General features: G+C 68.6%; 13 protein-coding genes. 7 read left to right on the top strand and 6 right to left on the bottom strand.

Translation table 11 applies throughout. The annotated features are described in order from the left end of the window. Window positions 1-68: 68 nt before the first annotated feature. From VZ068_RS21355 to VZ068_RS21335, 5 genes are all read right to left on the bottom strand, one after another. Complete coding sequence (locus VZ068_RS21355) at window positions 69-2,390, bottom strand: FUSC family protein (protein WP_349656431.1); 2,322 nt, start codon at window positions 2,388-2,390, stop codon at window positions 69-71. Continuing rightward, complete coding sequence (locus VZ068_RS21350) at window positions 2,387-3,841, bottom strand: efflux transporter outer membrane subunit (protein ID WP_349656430.1); 1,455 nt, start codon at window positions 3,839-3,841, stop codon at window positions 2,387-2,389. Before VZ068_RS21350 ends, VZ068_RS21355 begins: the two co-directional genes overlap by 4 nt. Further along, window positions 3,838-4,761 carry an efflux RND transporter periplasmic adaptor subunit gene (locus VZ068_RS21345; protein WP_259166422.1) on the bottom strand — a complete coding sequence of 308 codons (924 nt, stop codon included), beginning with the start codon at window positions 4,759-4,761 and terminating at the stop codon, window positions 3,838-3,840. The genes VZ068_RS21350 and VZ068_RS21345 overlap by 4 nt, the downstream gene beginning before the upstream one ends. Beyond that, on the bottom strand, window positions 4,758-4,967 hold the full coding sequence (locus VZ068_RS21340; RefSeq protein ID WP_349656429.1) for a DUF1656 domain-containing protein: 210 nt from the start codon (window positions 4,965-4,967) through the stop codon (window positions 4,758-4,760). The genes VZ068_RS21345 and VZ068_RS21340 overlap by 4 nt, the downstream gene beginning before the upstream one ends. Window positions 4,968-5,181: 214 nt before the next feature. Next, on the bottom strand, window positions 5,182-5,646 hold the full coding sequence (locus VZ068_RS21335; RefSeq protein ID WP_349656428.1) for a MarR family transcriptional regulator: 465 nt from the start codon (window positions 5,644-5,646) through the stop codon (window positions 5,182-5,184). Between the two features lie 130 nt (window positions 5,647-5,776). Here VZ068_RS21335 and folE point away from each other — a divergent pair, with 130 nt between their 5' ends. The 5 genes from folE (at window position 5,777) to VZ068_RS21310 (ending at window position 15,256) form a co-directional block, all read left to right on the top strand. After that, window positions 5,777-6,379, top strand: coding sequence for a GTP cyclohydrolase I FolE (gene folE, locus VZ068_RS21330; protein ID WP_259166419.1), 603 nt, complete (start codon window positions 5,777-5,779; stop codon window positions 6,377-6,379). A 19-nt stretch (window positions 6,380-6,398) separates the two neighbouring features. After that, window positions 6,399-7,868: a DUF3375 domain-containing protein gene (locus VZ068_RS21325; protein ID WP_349656427.1), complete on the top strand. Its 1,470-nt coding sequence runs from the start codon at window positions 6,399-6,401 to the stop codon at window positions 7,866-7,868. Continuing rightward, window positions 7,855-8,556, top strand: a complete 702-nt coding sequence (locus VZ068_RS21320; RefSeq protein WP_349656426.1) for a DUF4194 domain-containing protein — start codon at window positions 7,855-7,857, stop codon at window positions 8,554-8,556. Before VZ068_RS21325 ends, VZ068_RS21320 begins: the two co-directional genes overlap by 14 nt. Window positions 8,557-8,974: 418 nt before the next feature. Beyond that, window positions 8,975-13,045, top strand: coding sequence for an SbcC/MukB-like Walker B domain-containing protein (locus tag VZ068_RS21315; RefSeq protein WP_349656425.1), 4,071 nt, complete (start codon window positions 8,975-8,977; stop codon window positions 13,043-13,045). 150 nt (window positions 13,046-13,195) lie between these two features. Beyond that, on the top strand, window positions 13,196-15,256 hold the full coding sequence (locus VZ068_RS21310) for a TonB-dependent siderophore receptor (RefSeq protein ID WP_349656424.1): 2,061 nt from the start codon (window positions 13,196-13,198) through the stop codon (window positions 15,254-15,256). 242 nt (window positions 15,257-15,498) lie between these two features. Here VZ068_RS21310 and VZ068_RS21305 read toward each other — a convergent pair whose 3' ends face one another. Further along, entirely contained in the window at window positions 15,499-16,272 is a 774-nt protein-coding gene (locus VZ068_RS21305) for a TSUP family transporter (protein ID WP_259166408.1), read from the bottom strand. A 145-nt stretch (window positions 16,273-16,417) separates the two neighbouring features. Here VZ068_RS21305 and VZ068_RS21300 point away from each other — a divergent pair, with 145 nt between their 5' ends. Together VZ068_RS21300 and VZ068_RS21295 are read left to right on the top strand one after the other, a co-directional pair. Continuing rightward, the gene (locus VZ068_RS21300) at window positions 16,418-16,807 is read left to right on the top strand and encodes a YchJ family protein (protein WP_259158489.1); all 390 of its coding nucleotides are present in this window, start codon (window positions 16,418-16,420) and stop codon (window positions 16,805-16,807) included. 340 nt (window positions 16,808-17,147) lie between these two features. Beyond that, window positions 17,148-17,354, top strand: a complete 207-nt coding sequence (locus VZ068_RS21295) for a hypothetical protein (protein ID WP_259166406.1) — start codon at window positions 17,148-17,150, stop codon at window positions 17,352-17,354. The last annotated feature ends 107 nt before the right edge of the window (window positions 17,355-17,461 follow it).

Below are 17,461 nucleotides of genomic sequence, written 5' to 3'. Positions count from 1 at the left end.
TGAGCGCGTCGCCACGCGCCGCCAAGGTGAAGCATCGATACTGCGGTCGTGGATTGGCACCCGTACCCTCACCCCAACCCCTCTCCCGACGGGAGAGGGGCTTGAGTAGCCTGTTGTTGCATGAAGTCTTGATGGTGCTGCGTCGTCTCGGCAAACACGCTGTAACGCAGTCCGATCAACCCCAGCAGCGCCTCATCGCGATGCGCACCCGCCGGCACCTTGCCGACGCGCGCCAGCGACGCATCCAGACGATCACGCAACGCAGCCGGCCCAGGCAACGGCCGCTTGTGCGCGATCTGTTGCCGGTAATGCGCGGCGACATCGGCCAGAATCGCATCCACCGCATCAACGCTCGACTGCGGCAAGCCATGCCGCGCACTGCGCAGTTGCAGGATGTTCAAGCCCACGCGCACTTCGTTGAGCATGTCCATCGAGGCCAGGTCGCTGCCTTCCGGCGCCAAGGCCAACCGGGGTGCGAGCAGGCCAAGCAGGTCCAGCATGCGGGCGGCAAAGTGCTGCCGGTTCTGTACGCCGCGGCCCTCGGCGGCATCGGCCAGCGTGCGCCAACCCTGGCGCACCAGCCGGCGCGCGCTCCATTCGGCGCCCACCGAACGGAACAATCGCGTCAGCACCACCGCAAATCCAATGCCCAGCACCATCGCCACCGCCGCGTTGACGAAGCTCTGGATATTGGCGTTGTAGGTGTTCTGCAGGCTGAGCAGGGCGGTGAGGTTTACCACCAGCGGCAGCGCGATCAACATGCTCTTGGGGCGATGCAGCAACGCGCCGATCGGCAGGAATACCGCCGCCAATACCAGCACCAGCATCGGGAAATCGTGGATGGCCGGGAAGATGCCGAACAGGTAAACGCCGGCGACCACGCTGGCGACTACCGCCCAGGTCAGGAACGACAGCATGCTCGGCGCCGGGTCGTCCTGCGCGGCGAAGAACGCTGCCGTCACCGCGGCCATCATCGCGCCGTTGCCGCCGCCTTCCCAACCGATGCCGATCCACAGCACGCAGTACGCCATCAACGCAAAGCCCGCGCTCAGCGCGGAAAACGCGGCCATGCCGAAGTCGATGTGCCGCGCGCCGCTGGCAGGTACCGGTGCATCGCTTGGGTCGCGCGGTGACCGGGTAAGCCGCTGCAGCAACGAGGGTTGCGTGCGCGAACGCGCGGCAGGCTCGCGTTGCGCAGCCTCGGTCCTTTCGGGTGATTCGGCCATTGCAGCATCGCGTCGTGACCAGCCCAGGCGCTGCAGCAATGAAGGCTGCATGCGCGAACGCACAGCAGGTTCGCTTTGTGCAGTGTCGGCCCGTTCGGATGATTCCGCCGTTGTAGCTTGTCTCGCCGCAGCCGGCATCGCACGCAGCACCGGCATCGCCGTGCCGTGCACCACCGCCTGCTGCAGCGCGCGGCAGTCCTGCCACAGGTCGAGCAGCTCTTCCAGCCGCAGCAGCAAACTCGCCAGCAGCAGATGCTCGATGTCCTGGTCCACCGCCGGGCGCAGTGCGGCGATGCGTGCACGCAAGGCGTCGACGTCCGCATCGCTGCGTGCGTCCTCGTCCTGATCCACCCAGGCCGCGACGTCCTCCATCAGCGCTGCAATCTCAGCCGGCAACGCCGACCCATCGCGCTGCAACGCATCCAGCCGGTCGGCGATCGACGACAGCACCGGCAACAGCATCAGCATGCGTGCGCGCAGTTGCTCCATGGCCGGCGCCGCACCGGCATGGCGTGGGTCATCGTGGCGCACGAAGGCGATCAAGGCCTCGAACTGCACCAGATCGGCGGCCAGCCGATTGCGCGGTGCCTGCCATGGACCGCGCTGCAGCACCTGCCGGCACCATTGCGCGGCGTCGCGCATCCAGTTGCCGATGCGCGCGGTCAGCATCGGCTTGACCGAGGCGGGGAACACCAGCGCGGCGAACAGCACCGCCATCACCGTGCCCAGGATGATCTCCTCGCTGCGCGCCACCACGGTGTCGAAGATGCCTTCCGGCGCGGTCACCGCCGGGAAGCCGATGAAGGCGGTGGTGTAGCCGGCCAGCAGAAACGCATAGCCGCGCGGGCCGCGATTGAGCAGCGCCAGGAACAGGCAGGCCGACAGCCACAGCGCCATCGCCGCACTGAGCAGCAGCGGCGTCTCCACCAGGTTCGGCAGCATCACCAGGGTCGCCGCGCCGGCCAGCAAGGTGCCGAGCACGCGGTACACGCCCTTGGCGCGGGTGGGGCCGAGCAGCGGCTGGGAGACGATGTAGACCGTGGCCATCGCCCAGTACGGCCGCGACAGGTTGCCGGCCAGCGCCACGTACAACGCCGCGATCGACGCGGCAAAGGTCTTGGCCGAAAACAGCCAGGCCTGGCGATCGCGCAGCAACGCACTCATCGCGCGGCCGTGGCGTCGGTGCGGCCGGCGGTCGCTTCCCAACCACCGCCCAATGCCAGGAACAGCTGCAGTTGATCCTGCGAGACCTGCGCCTGCGCATTGGCCAGCGTCATGTCGGCGGTGGCCAGCGTGCGCTCGGCATCCAGGCTGGACAGATACGGCGTGCGTCCGCCCTGATACAGCCGGCGGTTTTGCGACGAGGCCAGCTCGGCCTGTTGCTGCGCCTGCTCGAGCAGGTGCAGGCGGTCCAGGTCCTGCGCATAGCGCGACAGTGTGGTCTGCACTTCGCGCAGCGCCTGCAGCACGGTGTGGTCGAACTGCGCCAGCGCCGCGTCCGCGCCGGCCTCGGTGGCGCGCACGCGGGCACGCGCGCCGCGGGAGGGCAGCGTCCACGAGATCAGCGGGCCGAACGACCAGGCATGCGTGGCCGGCTCGCCGAAGTCCGCCAGCAGGCCGGTGGCACCGATCGAGCCGCCCAGGCGGATATCCGGATACAGCTCTGCAGTGGCCACGCCGATGCGCGCGGTGGCTGCCGCCAGCCGACGTTCGGCCTGGCGCACATCCGGGCGACGCGCCAGCAGCGCGCGGCCGTCGCCGATCGGAATCGGGCGCTGCAGGGCCGGCGCGTGCGCACAGCTGTCCACGCCGGCCGGCACCTCGCCGGGGGTCTTGCCGAGCAGCGCGGCCAGTTGATACCCGGCGGCCTGGCGGCGCGCGCGCAGCGGCGGCAGCGCCGCTTCCAGCATCGCCACCTGTGCAGTGGCGCGGGCCAGATCGGGTGGGGTGCCGCGGCCGGCAGCGATCAGGCGCTGGGTGATGTCGCGGCTGCGCTGCTGCAACTGCAGCGAATGCTCGGCCACGTGCAGCTCGTGGTTGGCGTGGCAGATCTCCACGTAGCTGCCGGCCACCTGCGCGGCCACGTTGACGCGCGCCAGGTCGATCGCGGCCTGGGCGACCTGCGTATCGGCCTGCGCGGCCTCGGCGCCGCGTTGCAGCTTGCCGAACAGATCGAACTGATACGACACCCCGAGCTTGCCATCGGCCAGGTTGAACACCGGCAGCTTTTCCTGCTGCAGGAACGCCTCGGCCGACACCTGCGCGCGGCTGACGCCGGCCTCCACCTCGTAATCGAAGCCGCCCGCGTCCAGCGCCTGTTCGTACACCGCGGCGGCGCGGCGCAGGTTGGCACCGGCCACCTTCAGCTCGACGTTGTCGCGCAAGGCCTGTTCGATCAGGCCGTCCAGCATCGGGTCCTGATACAGCGCCCACCAGCGTGCCGGCAGCGGCGCGCCGGCCTGCACCTGCGCGTTGCCGGTGTCGAGAAACGCCGCATTGGCGGCCGGGCGCTGGTAGGCCGAATCGTCCGGCACGGCATAGTTCGGGCCGACTGTGGTGCAGGCGGCCAGCAAGGTGACGGCAGCGCTCAGGCCGAGCAGACGCAAGCGGTTCATGGCGCGGCCTTTGCCTGCACGTGCGCAGGCGAGGCAGCGGACGGCGTCTGCGTGGCATCGGGCAGGATCGTCACCGTGGCGGTACGTCCGGCGATCAGCTGCACATGCGCCGGTACCTGATCCAGCACGATGCGTACCGGGATGCGCTGCGCCAGCCGCACCCAGTCGAACGCCGGGGTGACGTTGGGCAAGGCGCCGGCGCTGCCGCTGCGGTAACGGTCCTCGATCCCGGCGGCGATGCTCTGCACATGCCCGTGCAAGGTGGCCGGCTCGCCCATCAGGTGCACGTCCACGCGCTGGCCGGCATGCACGCCCTGCAGGCGGGTTTCCTCGAAATAGCCATCGACGCGGAACGAGCCGGTATCCAGCACCGCCACCACCGGGCGCCCGGCACTGACGTAATCGCCCACGCGCACGGTGCGGTCGCTGATGTGGCCATCGGCCGGGCTGCGCACCTGCGTGCGGTCCAGATTGAGCTGGGCCAGGTCCACCGCCGCTTGCGCGGTGGCCACGGCGGCCTGCGCCTTTTGCACATTGGAGCGTCGCACCTCGGCATCTTCGGCGGCCACCAGGTCCTGCAGGCTGCGGTCGCGCGCGATCTCGCGGCGCAACTGGCTCAGCGTGGCCTGGCGCTCGGCCAGCGCGGCGCGCGCCTGTTCCAGCGCGATCGCATAGCGCGCGCGGTCCACCACAAACAGCAGCTGCCCGCGCTTGACCGCCTGGTTGTCGGCCACCGCCACCGATTCCACCAGCCCGGACACATCCGGCGCCACCTGCACTACATCGGCGCCCACGTGCGCATCGCGCGTCCACGGCGCGTCCATGTAATAACGCCACAGGTGCTGCAGCACCAGCGCGGCCACCACCACCATTGCCAGGGTCAGCAGCGCCGGCCCCGCGTTCTTGATCAGCTTTTTCACGATTGCATCCAACGGGTAATGAAAAACAGGCCGCCCAGCAGCGTGATGTACAGCGCCAGGTTGAACAGCGCCGGGTGCCAGATGTGGCGGTACGCACCGGCCCGGGTCAGCAGCGCGCCGATGGCGCTGTTGAGCAGATAGGCCAGCGTCATCAACGCCAGCAAGGTGGGAACGAACACACCGTAGAGACTGAATTCGCCGTACATCGGGACGTCCTGCAATAGCTAAAGGAAAAACACCACCACTGGGCAGCGCAGGTGCGCCGCCTTGCACGCTCACCGCGCATGGCGACCAACAGAGCTGCTGCGTGGCCGTCAGGCCGGCTGGCCAGCGCGGCCAATGGGGAAGCGACACGTACCGCGCACGGGAAGGTGCCTCCGCGCTGTCGGCTGCTGCCGTACGGCCGCTTGCCGCGTTCCGTCAGCCGCTCGGGTCGGACTGGCCCAGCCGCGCATGCGCCTGCGCGATCTGCTCCCACAAGGTCAGCACCACGTGCACCTGCGCCTCGCTGAGTGCGCCGAACACCTCCGCACGCAGCGCATCCAGGCGGATCTCGATGCGCCCGACCAGCGCCTGGCCTGCGTCGGTGAGCCACAGCTGGTTGGCGCGGCGGTCGCTGCTGTCGGCCTCGCGCCGGACCAGGCCCTGCGCGGCCAGCTTGTCCAGCAGCCGCACCAGCGAGGGGCCTTCCATGCCCAGTTGCTGGGCCAGCGCCACCTGGCGGATGCCGCCGCCGGAGCGGCCGACCATCAACAGCGGGCCGGTGCAGGCACTGGAAAGGTCGAATTCGGCAAATGCCTGGTCGGCCAGCCGTTGCCACTGGCGGGCGGCGACCAGCAGGCCGGAGCTGAGCTGGGCACGAGGGGGGAGAACACTGTTCGTCATAATAGTTAGGATGCTATCAATTCAACAATGAATCAATAGTCACTGAACCCGCGCAAGCCGGCGCAACCGCCACTGGGGCCGCCGGCCCGTCCTCGGGTACCATGCTCGCCCCCTTTGGGTGCACCTGCGCATGAGCCAGTCCGACCAGCCCGATTCTTCCGTCACCCAGGCCCAGGCCGAAGACGCCGTGCGCACCCTGCTGCGCTGGGCCGGCGAAGACCCGGCCCGCGAGGGCCTGCTGGATACCCCGCGCCGGGTTGCCGAAGCCTATGGCGACTGGTTCAGCGGCTACCGCGAGGAACCGCGCGAGTATCTGGAACGCACCTTCGAAGAGGTGGCCGGCTACGACGAGCTGATCGTGCTGCGCGACATCTCCTACGAAAGCCATTGCGAGCACCACATGGCGCCGATCATCGGCAAGGTGCACGTGGGCTACCTGCCGCGCGGCAAGGTGGTCGGCATCAGCAAGCTGGCGCGCGTGGTGGAAAGCTATGCGCGGCGCTTCCAGGTGCAGGAAAAGATGACCGCGCAGATCGCCCAGTGCATTCAGGACGTGCTGCAGCCGCGCGGTGTCGGCGTGGTGGTGGAAGGCGCGCATGAATGCATGACCACCCGCGGCATCCACAAGCGCGGCGTCAGCATGGTGACCTCCAAGATGCTGGGCAGCTTCCGCGAAGACGCGCGTACCCGCGCCGAATTCCTGCAGTTCATCGAAGTGGGCGGCAAGCGTTGAGGCAGCCGTCGCCGTCGCCATGAAGCACCAGGCACGTATCGCCGGCTATCGTCAATTGCGCGAGCAGCCGGTGTGGAAACTGCTGGCCGCCGACCACGCGCCGGAGCTGATCGGCCTGCTGCAGACGGTGTTGCTGGACGGCGAACGCCGCCTGCCCTCGGCCGTGCTGCACGAGCGCCTGCAGCGCCAGCTCGACGTGCTGCGTGCCGACGAGCTCTCGCGCGAGTTGCCGCGTACCGCGCAGGCCTATCTGGCGCATTGGCTGGCGCAGGGCTGGCTGGAACGCCGCCTGCCCGAAGGCGCGGCCGAAGAGGAATACGAGCTGTCGCGCGCGGCCACCCAGGCCATCCGCTTCATCGTCGGCCTGCGCGAGAGCAGCAGCAGCGCCACCGAAAGCCGCCTGTCGCTGGTGATCCAGCAGCTGGTGCAGCTGGCCGGGCAGACCGAAGCCGACCCGGAGCTGCGCCTGGCCGCCCTGCGCGAAGAACGCGCGCGCATTGATGCCGAGATCGAACGCGTGGCTTCGGGCCGCGTGGCCGCGCTGGACGGCAAGCGCGCGCTGGAGCGCGCCCGCGACCTGATCCATCTCTCCGACGAGCTGGCCGAGGACTTCCATCGCGTCCGCGACGATTTCGAACAGCTCAACCGCCAGTTCCGCGAGCGCATCATCGACGACGAGGGCGCGCGCGGCGATGTGCTGGAGCAGCTGTTCAACGGCGTGGACGTCATCGCCGACAGCGAGGCCGGGCGCACCTTCGAGGCGTTCTGGAGCCTGCTCAACGACACCCAGCAAAGCAGCCAGCTCGATCAGGCGCTGGATGCGCTGCTGGCACGCGGTTTCGCGCGCAAGCTGGACCGGCGCGAGCGCGCCTTCCTGCGCGGGCTGACCGGCACGCTGCTGGAGCGCGGCGGCGAGGTGCACACGGTGATGCAGCACTTCGCGCGCAGCCTGCGCGGTTTCGTGCAGAGCCGCGGCTATCTGGAGCAGCGCCGGCTCAATCAACTGCTCAGGCAGGCGCAGGGCGAAGCCTTGCAGCTGCGCGACAGCCTGCACGCCACCACCGCCACCGGCTACACACAGGCGTTGAGCGCCGCCCGCCTGCGGTCGCTGTCGCAATGGCGCCTGCACGATCCGCGCCTGACCCAGGTCGATGGCCGCGTGCAGGCCGCCGATGCGGCGGACATCTCGCTCGACAGCGTGGGCGATCTGGTCGCGCAATCGGAGATCGACGTGCGCACCTTGCGCAACGATCTTTACGTACTGCTTGGGCAGCAGCCGCGGCTCACCATCGGCGATGCGCTGCAGCAGCGCCCGGCCGCGCAGGGCCTGGGCAGCGTGATCGGCTACCTGTCGCTGGGCACCCGCCACGGCGTGGTGATCGACGGACAGATGGAAACGGTGCAATGGGAAGGCGGCGACGGCGCGCTGCGGCGCGCACGCATTCCCTTGGTGTGGTTCACCCGGGAGAAACGCAATGAACTGGTCTGAGGACACCCGCCTGGATGCGGACGAGGACACGGGCGCGTCGGCCGATGCCGGCCGCACGCCGCTGACGGAGCCATCGCCTGCACAGCCGCAAGGCGAGCTGTTCCTGGGCGACACCGGCACGCTGCCGTTCGACGCGCGGCGCGCGCTGTGCCAGTTGCTGGCCGGCCCCAGCATCGACGCGCAACGCCACGGTGCGCTGTGGCCTGCGCTGTTGCGCAACGAAGCGCCGATCCGCCAGGTGTTGTGCGAGCTGTTCCTGGAACTGGTGCTGGACCGCGAGGGCGGGGTGGCCTTCACCCGTCAGGCCGATACCGCCGAGCTGGAATCGCCGACCCTGCTGCGTAGTGCGCCTTTGACCTTTATCGAGTCGGTGCTGCTGCTGTTCCTGCGCCAGCAACTGGCCGAGGCCGACACGCGCGGCGAGCGTGCGGTGGTGGACGAGGCGCAGCTGGTGGAGGCCTTGTCGGTCTACGAGAAGAACGTGTCCACCGACCGCGCGGGATTCGCGCGACGGGTGATGACGGCGATCGGCAAGATGCGCGACAACCAGTTGCTGTCGCGCCTGCGCGGCAGCGAAGAGCGCTATGAGGTCTCGCCGGTGCTGAAGTTGCTGTTCTCGGCCGAGGACGTGCAGGCCCTGGTGGTGGCGTACCGCGGCTTGCGCGAGGGGGAGGTTGTGTCGGAATGATGGCGTCTGCACCCGGGACGGCCCATCCCTTCTCCCACCGGGAGAAGGTGCCCGAAGGGCGGATGAGGGTACGGCCAATAGCGATGCCTGATATGTGACGTCTGGAGTGTGTGTAGCCGTGCGTTATGCGTTGCGCGACGAAAGTCAGCTCCCACGCCCCGTCAAGCGCAAGTGACTTTCTTCATGGGCGGGCACTGAGGCATCAGCGTCCCGCGCATCGGTCAGCACCCGCTCTCGTCACTCACCCGTGTCCATCCAGATCACCGCGCCCCGTAGGAGCGGCCCAGGCCGCGAAGGGACGTACCCGATCACCGTCAGCCACCGCAGTCCATGCTTGTCCAGCAACACCCCGCTTCAAACATGCGTGATGTGCTTCGTCCTAAGCGTTACCCGTCATCCCGTTTTTGGTGAGTGAGCCATGAATTCCCAGTCCAACCTGTCGCCGGCGCAGCCGGGCGCGTCCCTGTTCACTGATTCGCTTGCCGAGCAGCGCGCGCAGCAGTTCCGCATGCGGCGGTTGCAGGTGCACAACTGGGGCACGTTCAATGGCCTGACCGAGGTGCCGATCGCCGAGAAGGGCTTCCTGTTCGTCGGCCGGTCCGGGTCGGGCAAGTCGACCTTGCTGGATGCGATGTCGGCACTGCTGACCCCGCCCAGCATCGTCGACTTCAACGCCGCCGCACGCGAGGCCGAGCGCAGTGGGCGCGATCGCAGCCTGGTGTCGTATGTGCGTGGTGCCTGGGCCGATCAGCAGGACAGCACCTCGGGCGAGATCGCCACCCAATACCTGCGCAAGGGCGCCACCTGGTCTGCGCTGGTGCTGGAGTACCGCAACGCGCATGGCGAGACGGTCAGCCTGATTCGCCTGTTCTGGATCGCCGGCAGCGGCAATGCCGCGGCCGATGTGCGCCGTCATTACATGGTCGCACCGCGCAGCTTCGATGTGGCCAGCGAGCTGGATGGCTTCGACCTGGATCTGCGCAAGCTCAAGGCGCGTCTGGGCGAGGAGGTTGCGCATTTCGACGGCTTCGCCGGCTACGCGGAGCGTTTCCGGCATGCGCTGGGCATCGGCAACGAGATGGCGTTGCGGTTGCTGCACAAGACCCAGTCGGCCAAGAACCTGGGCGATCTCAATGTGTTCCTGCGCGGCTTCATGCTGGACGAGCCGCGCACGTTCGAGGCGGCCGACCGGCTGGTGGAAGACTTCGCCGAACTCGATGGCGCCCATCATGCGGTGGTCACCGCACGGCGCCAGGTGGAAACGCTGAGCCCGGCACGCGAACACCATGCGGCACTGATGGCCTTGCGCCACAGCGTCGGCGAGCTGCGCGAGCTGCAGCTGGGTGTGGACAGCTATCGCGAACAGCAGCGTCTGGCCTTGCTGGAGACGCGCCTGCAGGAGCTCGACAGCCAGGACCGCGGATTGGCCGGCGAGGAAGGCCAGCGGCGCGAATCGCTGGACAATCACGAACAGAAACTGGCCGGGCTGGAACGCGAACAACGCGCCGCCGGTGGCGAGCAGATCGAGGAACTGGAGCGCGAGCGCGCCCGGGTCGAACGCGAGCGCGACGAGCGACTGCGGCGGCGCGCGCAGATCGAACAGGCCTGCCGCCAGCTCGGCACGGCCCTGGCCGCAGGCGCCAGCGGCTTTGCCGCCCAGGTAGAGCATGCCCAGACCGTGCTCGAGAACGGCAGGCACGACGCCAGCGCGCTGGATGAGGCGATTGCCGAGCGCATGGGTGCGCGCCGGGACGACGAGCGACGCTTTGCCGAGATCCGCGCCGAACTGGAGGCGTTGAAGCGCGCCCCGTCCAGCATGCCGGCACCGATGCAGGCCTTGCGTGCGCGCCTGTGCGAGGACACCGGCATTGCCGAAGCGGCGCTGCCGTTCGTCGGCGAACTGGTGCAGGTGCGCGAGGATCAGTCCGCCTGGCGCGGTGCGATCGAGCGCGTGCTGAGCGGTTTTGCGCAGTCGCTGCTGGTGGACGACCGCCATTACGCGCAGGTCAGCGAGTGGGTCAACCGCACCCACATCGGCACGCGCTTGGTGTACTTCCGGGTGCGTCGCAACGATGCGCTGCATGCGCGTGCGCCGGATGCACGTGCATTGCCGGGCAAGCTGCAGCTGCGCGAGCATGCCTTCACCGAGTGGTTGCGCAACGAGTTGATGCGTCGCTTCGACTACGAATGCGTCGATAACGCCGCCGCGTTGCGTACTGCCGACCGCGCCATCACCCGCGAAGGGCAGGTCAAGCATCCGGGCGATCGCTATGAGAAGGACGACCGCCACGCGGTCAACGACCGCAAGCGCTGGTTGCTGGGCCACGACAACCGCGACAAGCTCAAGGTGTTCGAGCGCGAAGCGCAGACGCTGGCCCAGCGCATCGCCGGTTGCGATGCCGACGTGGCCGCGCTGCGCAGGCAACGCGAGCAGGACCAGGAACGGCAGCTGGCCGCGCACACCCTGGTGGAGCGCGACTGGGACGAGATCGATGTCGGCCCCAAGCTGCAGCGCCTGAGCGATATCGACGAACAGCTGCAGCAGCTGCGCGAAGGCAACAGCGGCCTGCGCGCGCTTGGCCAGGCGATCGAGACCGCACGCACCCTGCGCGACCAGGCCAAGCGCACCTACGAGGACGTGCGGCTGGAGCGCGCGCAGCTGGCGCGCGAGCGGGTCCGGCTGGAACAGCAGCACGCCGCCTGCGCCAGCCGTGCCGGCACCGCCGCGCTCACGCCCACCCAACTGCAGGGCCTGCGCGAACGCCTGGCGGCGTTGGCGCCGCTGTCGCTGGACAATCTGGAAGCGCATTTCCGCGTGGTCGAGCGCGGCCTGGCCGAGCAACTGGCCGAGAGCCAGGGCCGCGACAGCCGGCTCAGCGCGCAGCTGCTCGATTGCTTCCGCAAGTACTGCCAGCAGTGGCCGGAAGACAGCGGCGATTTCACCGTGAGCCTGGCCAGTGCCGACGATTTCCTCGCGCGGCTGGACCGGCTGGAAAGCGATGGCCTGCCGCGCCACGAGCACCGTTTCTTCGACCTGCTGCAGACCCAGAGCAAGAACAATCTGCTCGCCCTGCAGCGCCACACCGCCGAGGCCCACAAGGGCATCAAGCAGCGCATGGACGAGGTCAACGCCAGTCTGGAGCAGGTGCCGTTCAATCGCGGCACGCTGCTGACCATCGAGGTCAGCGACCGTCGCCTGGGCGAGGTGCAGGACTTCCAGCAACAGTTGCGTGCGGTGCTTTCGCATCAACAGACCGAAGACCGCGCACTGGCCGAAGCGCAGTTTTCCACCTTGCGTGAATTGGTGGCACGCCTGGGCGCGCAGGAGCCGGACGCCCGCCGCTGGCGCGAGCAGGTGCTGGACGTGCGCCTGCATGTGGAATTCATCGGTGTCGAACTGGACGCACAGACCCGCGCGCAGGTGGAGATCTACCGCAGCGGCGCCGGCAAGTCCGGCGGTCAACGCCAGAAGCTGGCAACCACCTGCCTGGCCGCTGCGTTGCGCTACCAGCTCGGCGGCGAAGACGGCGAGCTGCCGCGCTACTGCGCCGTGGTGCTGGACGAGGCCTTCGACAAGGCCGACAACGAATTCACTGCGCTGGCAATGAACATCTTCGAGAACTTCGGGTTCCAGATGGTGGTGGCCACACCGCTGAAATCGGTGATGACGCTGGAGCCGTTCATCGGCGGTGCCTGCTTCGTGGAAATCAGCGGCCGGCACAACTCCGGCGTGCTGCTGATCGAATACGACGCGCAGGCGCAGCGACTCCAATTGCCCGAGCGCTCGCGTGGGGACGAGGCTGGTGCAGCGGTGACGGAGCAGGCGGTGGTTACTGCGCAGCCCGAGGATGCAGCGCGTTCGACGCAGAGCCAGACGCAGGTGGACGGCTCCGGTGCGGATTCTGGCGATGAGGGTGTGCCACTTCAGGAAGCCCCTGCCCAGGACGACCTGGCCGCCAAGGCGAGCAAACGCGCCAGCAAGGTCACGCCGGCATCGGCGCCGGCTGTGCAAGCCGCGCCGACGTCTTCGAAAACTGCGGCGTCCAGCAAACGTGCGGGATCACCCCGGTCGGCAAAGGCCGCAGCGGCCAAGACCGCAGCGTCCAAGGCCGCCTCAGCCAAACCTGCCTCAGCCCGGCGTGCCTCGCCTGCCGTGAGCACGCCTGCCGCGAGCACGCCGCGCAAGCCGGCAACCCCGACCAAAACCGCCAAGATGCCGGCTACCACCAGGGCGGCCTCCCGGCGCACGAGCGCGTCCGTCCAGCCGACCACCAAGCCTGGGAAAACCGCGACGACCACGGCAGCGCCGAAGACGCCTGCTTCCAGGCCTGCGGTAGCGAGCAAACGCGCCAGCACGGCGCTGCGTGGCGCAACCAAGGCAACCGCGGCGCGCGGCGCCGCCAGGCCCGCGCCAGCCAAAACGGCAGTGGCCAAGGCGCGCCCTGCGCCAACACGCGGGTCTGCAGGCAAGCCGCGCGGAAAACGCTGAGCGCAACACCTGGATGCCTGCGTCACCGCACTGCGGTCGCAGGCGTCGCGGGGCAGGCGCATCGCAAGGCGTCACGCGCAGATAAGAATCGTTATCATTATCGGCCCGGATGTGCTCGCCAGTGCGCGCATCGCCCCGCTGAAGATCCCGATGACCCCACTGCCTGCGCCTCGCCACCTGTTGTTCGTGTCCCTGTTTGCTGCATTGCCGGCCGCCGCCCAGGAGGCCAGCCTGCTCGATGCCATCGTGGTCAGCGAAAAGCGCGCCCTGTACCGGCCCGAAAAAGCCGCCGGCGCCACCCGCACGCAGACCCCGGTGGAGCGCATTCCGCAGGCGATCCAGGTGGTGCCGCGCTCGGTCATCGACGAACAGCAGCTCACCCGGCTGGTGGACGTGGTGGCCAACGTCTCCAACGTGCAGCCCGGCGGCACCCAGGGCAATCGCTCGGAAACCTTCGTCATCCGCGGCTTCGAGGCGTCTTCGTATGCGGTCGATGGCATCCTGCTCAACCCGGCGCAGAACTTCACCGAGACCGTGCGCGATCTGGCCAATGTCGCCCAGGTGGAAGTGCTCAAGGGCCCGGCGGCGGTGCTGTACGGGCGCGGCGAACCCGGCGGGGTGATCAATCTGGTCACGCTGCGCCCGGACGCGGTGTTCGGCGGCAACGCCTCGGTGCAGGTGGCCGAACACGGCCTGCGCCGCGTGCAGTCCAGCGTCACCGGCCCGCTGGGCCCAACCGTGTCGGCACGGCTCAGCGCCGCCGCGCAGGACACCGGCAGCTTCCGGGACGCGCAGGCCGATGGCGATCGCGTGTTCGTCTCGCCCTCGCTGGCCTGGCGGCCGACCGCGCAGCTGCGCGCCGACCTGGATCTGGAATACACCCGCCAGACCAGCCCGGGCGATCGCGGCCTGGTCGCCATCGACGGCGTGGTGCGTGGCCCGGCGCAGCGCAGCTTCGGCGAGCCGTGGTCGCGCAATCACGGCAGCGTGCGTACCGCACGCGGGCGCATCGAGTACGACGCCACCGACTGGCTGACGCTGCGCCAGATCCTCAACCACCAGGACGGCGACAGCGGCCGCGACGTGGCCGACTTCACCGGCTTCAGCGCCGACCGTGCCTTCCTGCAGCGCCGCGCCGTGCGCCAGGACCAGCAGGTGCGCGCCACCACTTCGCAGACCGAAGCGCTGGCGCATTTCGCCACCGGCCCGCTGCGCCATCAGGTGCTGGCCGGCGCCGAGTACGTCGATGCGCATCGCCACACCGACGAAGCGCGCGCGCCGCTGGCCCGCATCAGCCTGCGCAACCCGGTGCAGGGCGCCTTGCCGGGGACCTATGTGCGGGCGCGCGAGATCGACGTCGATGCGCGCTATGCCGCGCTATACCTGCAGGACCAGATCAGCATCGGCGAGCGCTGGGACGTGCTGGCCGGCGTGCGCTGGGACGATGTGCAGCAGACCACCATCGACAACGGCGCGCGCACCCGCGAGGACGGCAGACGTGCCTCGCCGCGCATCGGCGTGGTGTGGAAGGCCGCGCCGCAGCTGTCGCTGTACGCCAACACCTCCACCTCGTTTCGGCCGCGCAGCGCCTCGCTGTTTTCCGGCGGCAGCGCGCCACCGGAGACCGGCCGCCAGTACGAGCTCGGCCTGAAGAGCGCGCTGTTCGACAACCGGGTGCTCGCCACCGCTGCCGCATTCCAGATCACCAAGGACAACGTCGCCAGCAGCGATCCGGACAACGATGGCTTCGTGCTGGTCACCGGCCAGCAGCGCGTGCGCGGGCTGGAGCTGGACATCACCGGCGAGCTCACCCGGAACTGGCGCCTGATCCTGGGCGCCGGTTATCTGGACGCCCAGGTCACCCGCGACACCGTCATCCCGGTCGGCAATCGCCTGCGCGGCGTGCCGCGCGTCAGTGCCAGTCTATGGAGCACCTACCACGTCGCCAGCGGGCCGCTGTATGGCCTGACATTGGGCGCAGGCGCGGTGCATGTGGGAGAGCGCGAAGGCGATCTCGCCAACAGCTACCGCATTGCCGGCTACACGCGCTTCGATGCCTCGGCGGCCTACCGCTTCGGCGGCCGGTACCAGCTGGCGCTGATGCTGCGCAATGTCGCCAACCGGTTCTACATCGAGCAACCGGTGACGCAGACCACCAACTATCCAGGCGCACCGCGCACCTTGTCGGCGACGCTGAGCGTGGATTTTTAAATCCTGTCGGTGCGGCAGCAGGCGGTTGCCCGATGCGCGGCCGGTGCCCCGCCGCTGCAACGGACGGATGCAACCACGTGATTCCGGACAACAGCCATCGCATGGGCAGCGTGTTCGATCGGTTCCATGAAGCGGATGACAGCGCGCACCGACGCTGTCTTTTTGTTCGCCTGAGGCATGCGTGTGCACCATCGGGTTGCATCAGCGGGCACGCATCACGCGTCAAGTGTTCGCCTGCGGCCTCAGTGCAGCAGATCCCAGCCCATCTTGCCGATCAACACGATGACCAGCACCAGGAACAATTTACGGATCAGCGGCGTGCCACCGCGTAGTGCCATCCGCGTGCCGGCAACCGCACCGGCCACGTTCGCCACCGCCATCGGAATGCCGATCGCCAGCATCACCTGGCCGCTGGGCAAAAAGAACGACAGCGCCGCCAGGTTGGTGGCCAGGTTCACCACCTTGGCCGCGGCCGAGGCGCGCAGAAAGTCCAGCCCGAAAAAGCGGATGAACAGGAAGATCAGGAAACTGCCGGTGCCCGGACCGAAGAACCCGTCGTAGAATCCGATCGCCGCGCCCATCGCCAGGGCAGTGACCAGTTCGCGCCGGCCGATCTGGCGTGGCCGATGCAGCGCACCGAAGTCCTTCTTGATCAGCGTGTAGACCAGCATCGCGATCAGCAGCGCCAGGATCAGCGGCCGCACTGCCTGCTTCGGCATCAGGCTGACCGCAGTCGCGCCCAGAAACGAAAACGTAAACGCCGCCACCGTCGCGTACAGCACCGGCCGCCACGGAAAGCGCACATTACGCGCATACCGCCACGCCGACGCACCGGTGCCGAACATCGCGCTGAACTTGTTGGTGCCCAGAATCAGCGACGGCGCCTGCTGCGGCAACGTGGCGAACAAGCCCGGCAACTGGATCAAGCCACCGCCGCCCACCGCCGCATCCACCAACCCGGCGACGAAGGCAATGCACAGCAGCCACGGCAACTCGGTGGGAATCAGGTCCAGCAAGGCGGCGCTCCGCACGACGGGGCGACAGCATAAACGCGTAGAAACCCCGTTCCCCACTTCCCACTTCCCACTTCCCACTTCCCAACTCCCAACTCCCAACTCCCAACTCCCAACTCCCAATTCCCAATTCCCGCACAATTGCCCGATGCCGACCTCCATCCCCACCGATCCCTGTCCCTGCGGCCGCGCCGCCGACTACGCGCAGTGCTGCGGGCAATACCACGCCGGCGCGGCCGCACCCGACGCCGAAACCCTGATGCGTGCGCGCTACAGCGCCTACGTCCGCCGCGATGTGGATTACCTGCTCGCCAGCTGGCACCCGTCCACGCGTCCGGCCGAACTGTCGCTGGACGAGGGCGGCCGAACCACCTGGCTTGGCCTGACCGTGCAACGCGCCATCGTCACCGGCACCGATACGGCCGAGGTGGTGTTCCTGGCCCGCTATCGCATCGGCGGCGGCAGCGCGGTGCGCATGACCGAACACAGCCGCTTCGTGCGCGAACACGGCCATTGGTATTACCTCGACGCGCGCTGAGCGCAGCCAGCCGCGCCGGAGTGTGCGCAGGCAGGAGCTGCCCGATGCGCAGACCAGCGCTGGCGCTCCACGCCAACCCAGGCACATTCCCCAGGCCGTCGGCGGACAACAGCCTCCAGCTCTGCCGTTGCCCCCCGGCCTGCCGTCTTCCAGCCGGGCCCCGCCGCCTCCAGCTGGCGCCGACGTAAACAGGCATCGTGCACCTCACTCCGCGCACCTCGCCCTTCGCCACGTTCCCCGACCAACGGCGCCCATGGCGCCACTTTGTCGACACGGCGTTCGCAGCCGATCCAGGAAGCTTGCCGCGCGGCGGAGCTCGCCGCGGGGGCGGACAGCGATCATGGGAACCTTCAACTTCTGGCAGTGGGCGCTAATGGCCGTGGTGGTCTTTGCAATCGTGTTGCCGGCGTTGCTGGCCACCTGCATGGTCCGCTTCGGGCCGCGCCACGATGCGCCGCGCCGCGCACGTCCCCGCCGCGTCGCCGAGTCCGGCACCTCCACGCCGGCGCTGTCGCTGCTGAGCGGCATCACCGGCGACCGCAGCTGATACGTCACCGCTGAGGCGCGCTTTACCCCAGCCGCAATGGCAAGCAGGCCGCAGCCAGCACACTCCTGAGTGGAGCGGTTGCCCGGTGGACAGGTCCCGGTGCCGAG

This window comes from Xanthomonas sp. 10-10 (assembly GCF_040182365.1).
Lineage (GTDB): Bacteria > Pseudomonadota > Gammaproteobacteria > Xanthomonadales > Xanthomonadaceae > Xanthomonas > Xanthomonas arboricola_F.
The sequence above is the reverse complement of the archived record's forward strand: the minus strand, read 5'-3'. Positions and strand labels throughout refer to the sequence as shown.

Excerpts from the sequence above, each read along its gene's own strand:
- VZ068_RS21355 (WP_349656431.1), bottom strand. The coding sequence starts at position 2,390 with ATGAGTGCGTTGCTGCGCGATCGCCAGGCCTGGCTGTTTTCGGCCAAG.
- VZ068_RS21350 (WP_349656430.1), bottom strand. The coding sequence starts at position 3,841 with ATGAACCGCTTGCGTCTGCTCGGCCTGAGCGCTGCCGTCACCTTGCTG.
- VZ068_RS21340 (WP_349656429.1), bottom strand. The coding sequence starts at position 4,967 with ATGTACGGCGAATTCAGTCTCTACGGTGTGTTCGTTCCCACCTTGCTG.
- VZ068_RS21335 (WP_349656428.1), bottom strand. The coding sequence starts at position 5,646 with ATGACGAACAGTGTTCTCCCCCCTCGTGCCCAGCTCAGCTCCGGCCTG.
- folE (WP_259166419.1), top strand. The coding sequence starts at position 5,777 with ATGAGCCAGTCCGACCAGCCCGATTCTTCCGTCACCCAGGCCCAGGCC.
- VZ068_RS21325 (WP_349656427.1), top strand. The coding sequence starts at position 6,399 with ATGAAGCACCAGGCACGTATCGCCGGCTATCGTCAATTGCGCGAGCAG.
- VZ068_RS21320 (WP_349656426.1), top strand. The coding sequence starts at position 7,855 with ATGAACTGGTCTGAGGACACCCGCCTGGATGCGGACGAGGACACGGGC.
- VZ068_RS21315 (WP_349656425.1), top strand. The coding sequence starts at position 8,975 with ATGAATTCCCAGTCCAACCTGTCGCCGGCGCAGCCGGGCGCGTCCCTG.
- VZ068_RS21310 (WP_349656424.1), top strand. The coding sequence starts at position 13,196 with ATGACCCCACTGCCTGCGCCTCGCCACCTGTTGTTCGTGTCCCTGTTT.
- VZ068_RS21300 (WP_259158489.1), top strand. The coding sequence starts at position 16,418 with ATGCCGACCTCCATCCCCACCGATCCCTGTCCCTGCGGCCGCGCCGCC.
- VZ068_RS21295 (WP_259166406.1), top strand. The coding sequence starts at position 17,148 with ATGGGAACCTTCAACTTCTGGCAGTGGGCGCTAATGGCCGTGGTGGTC.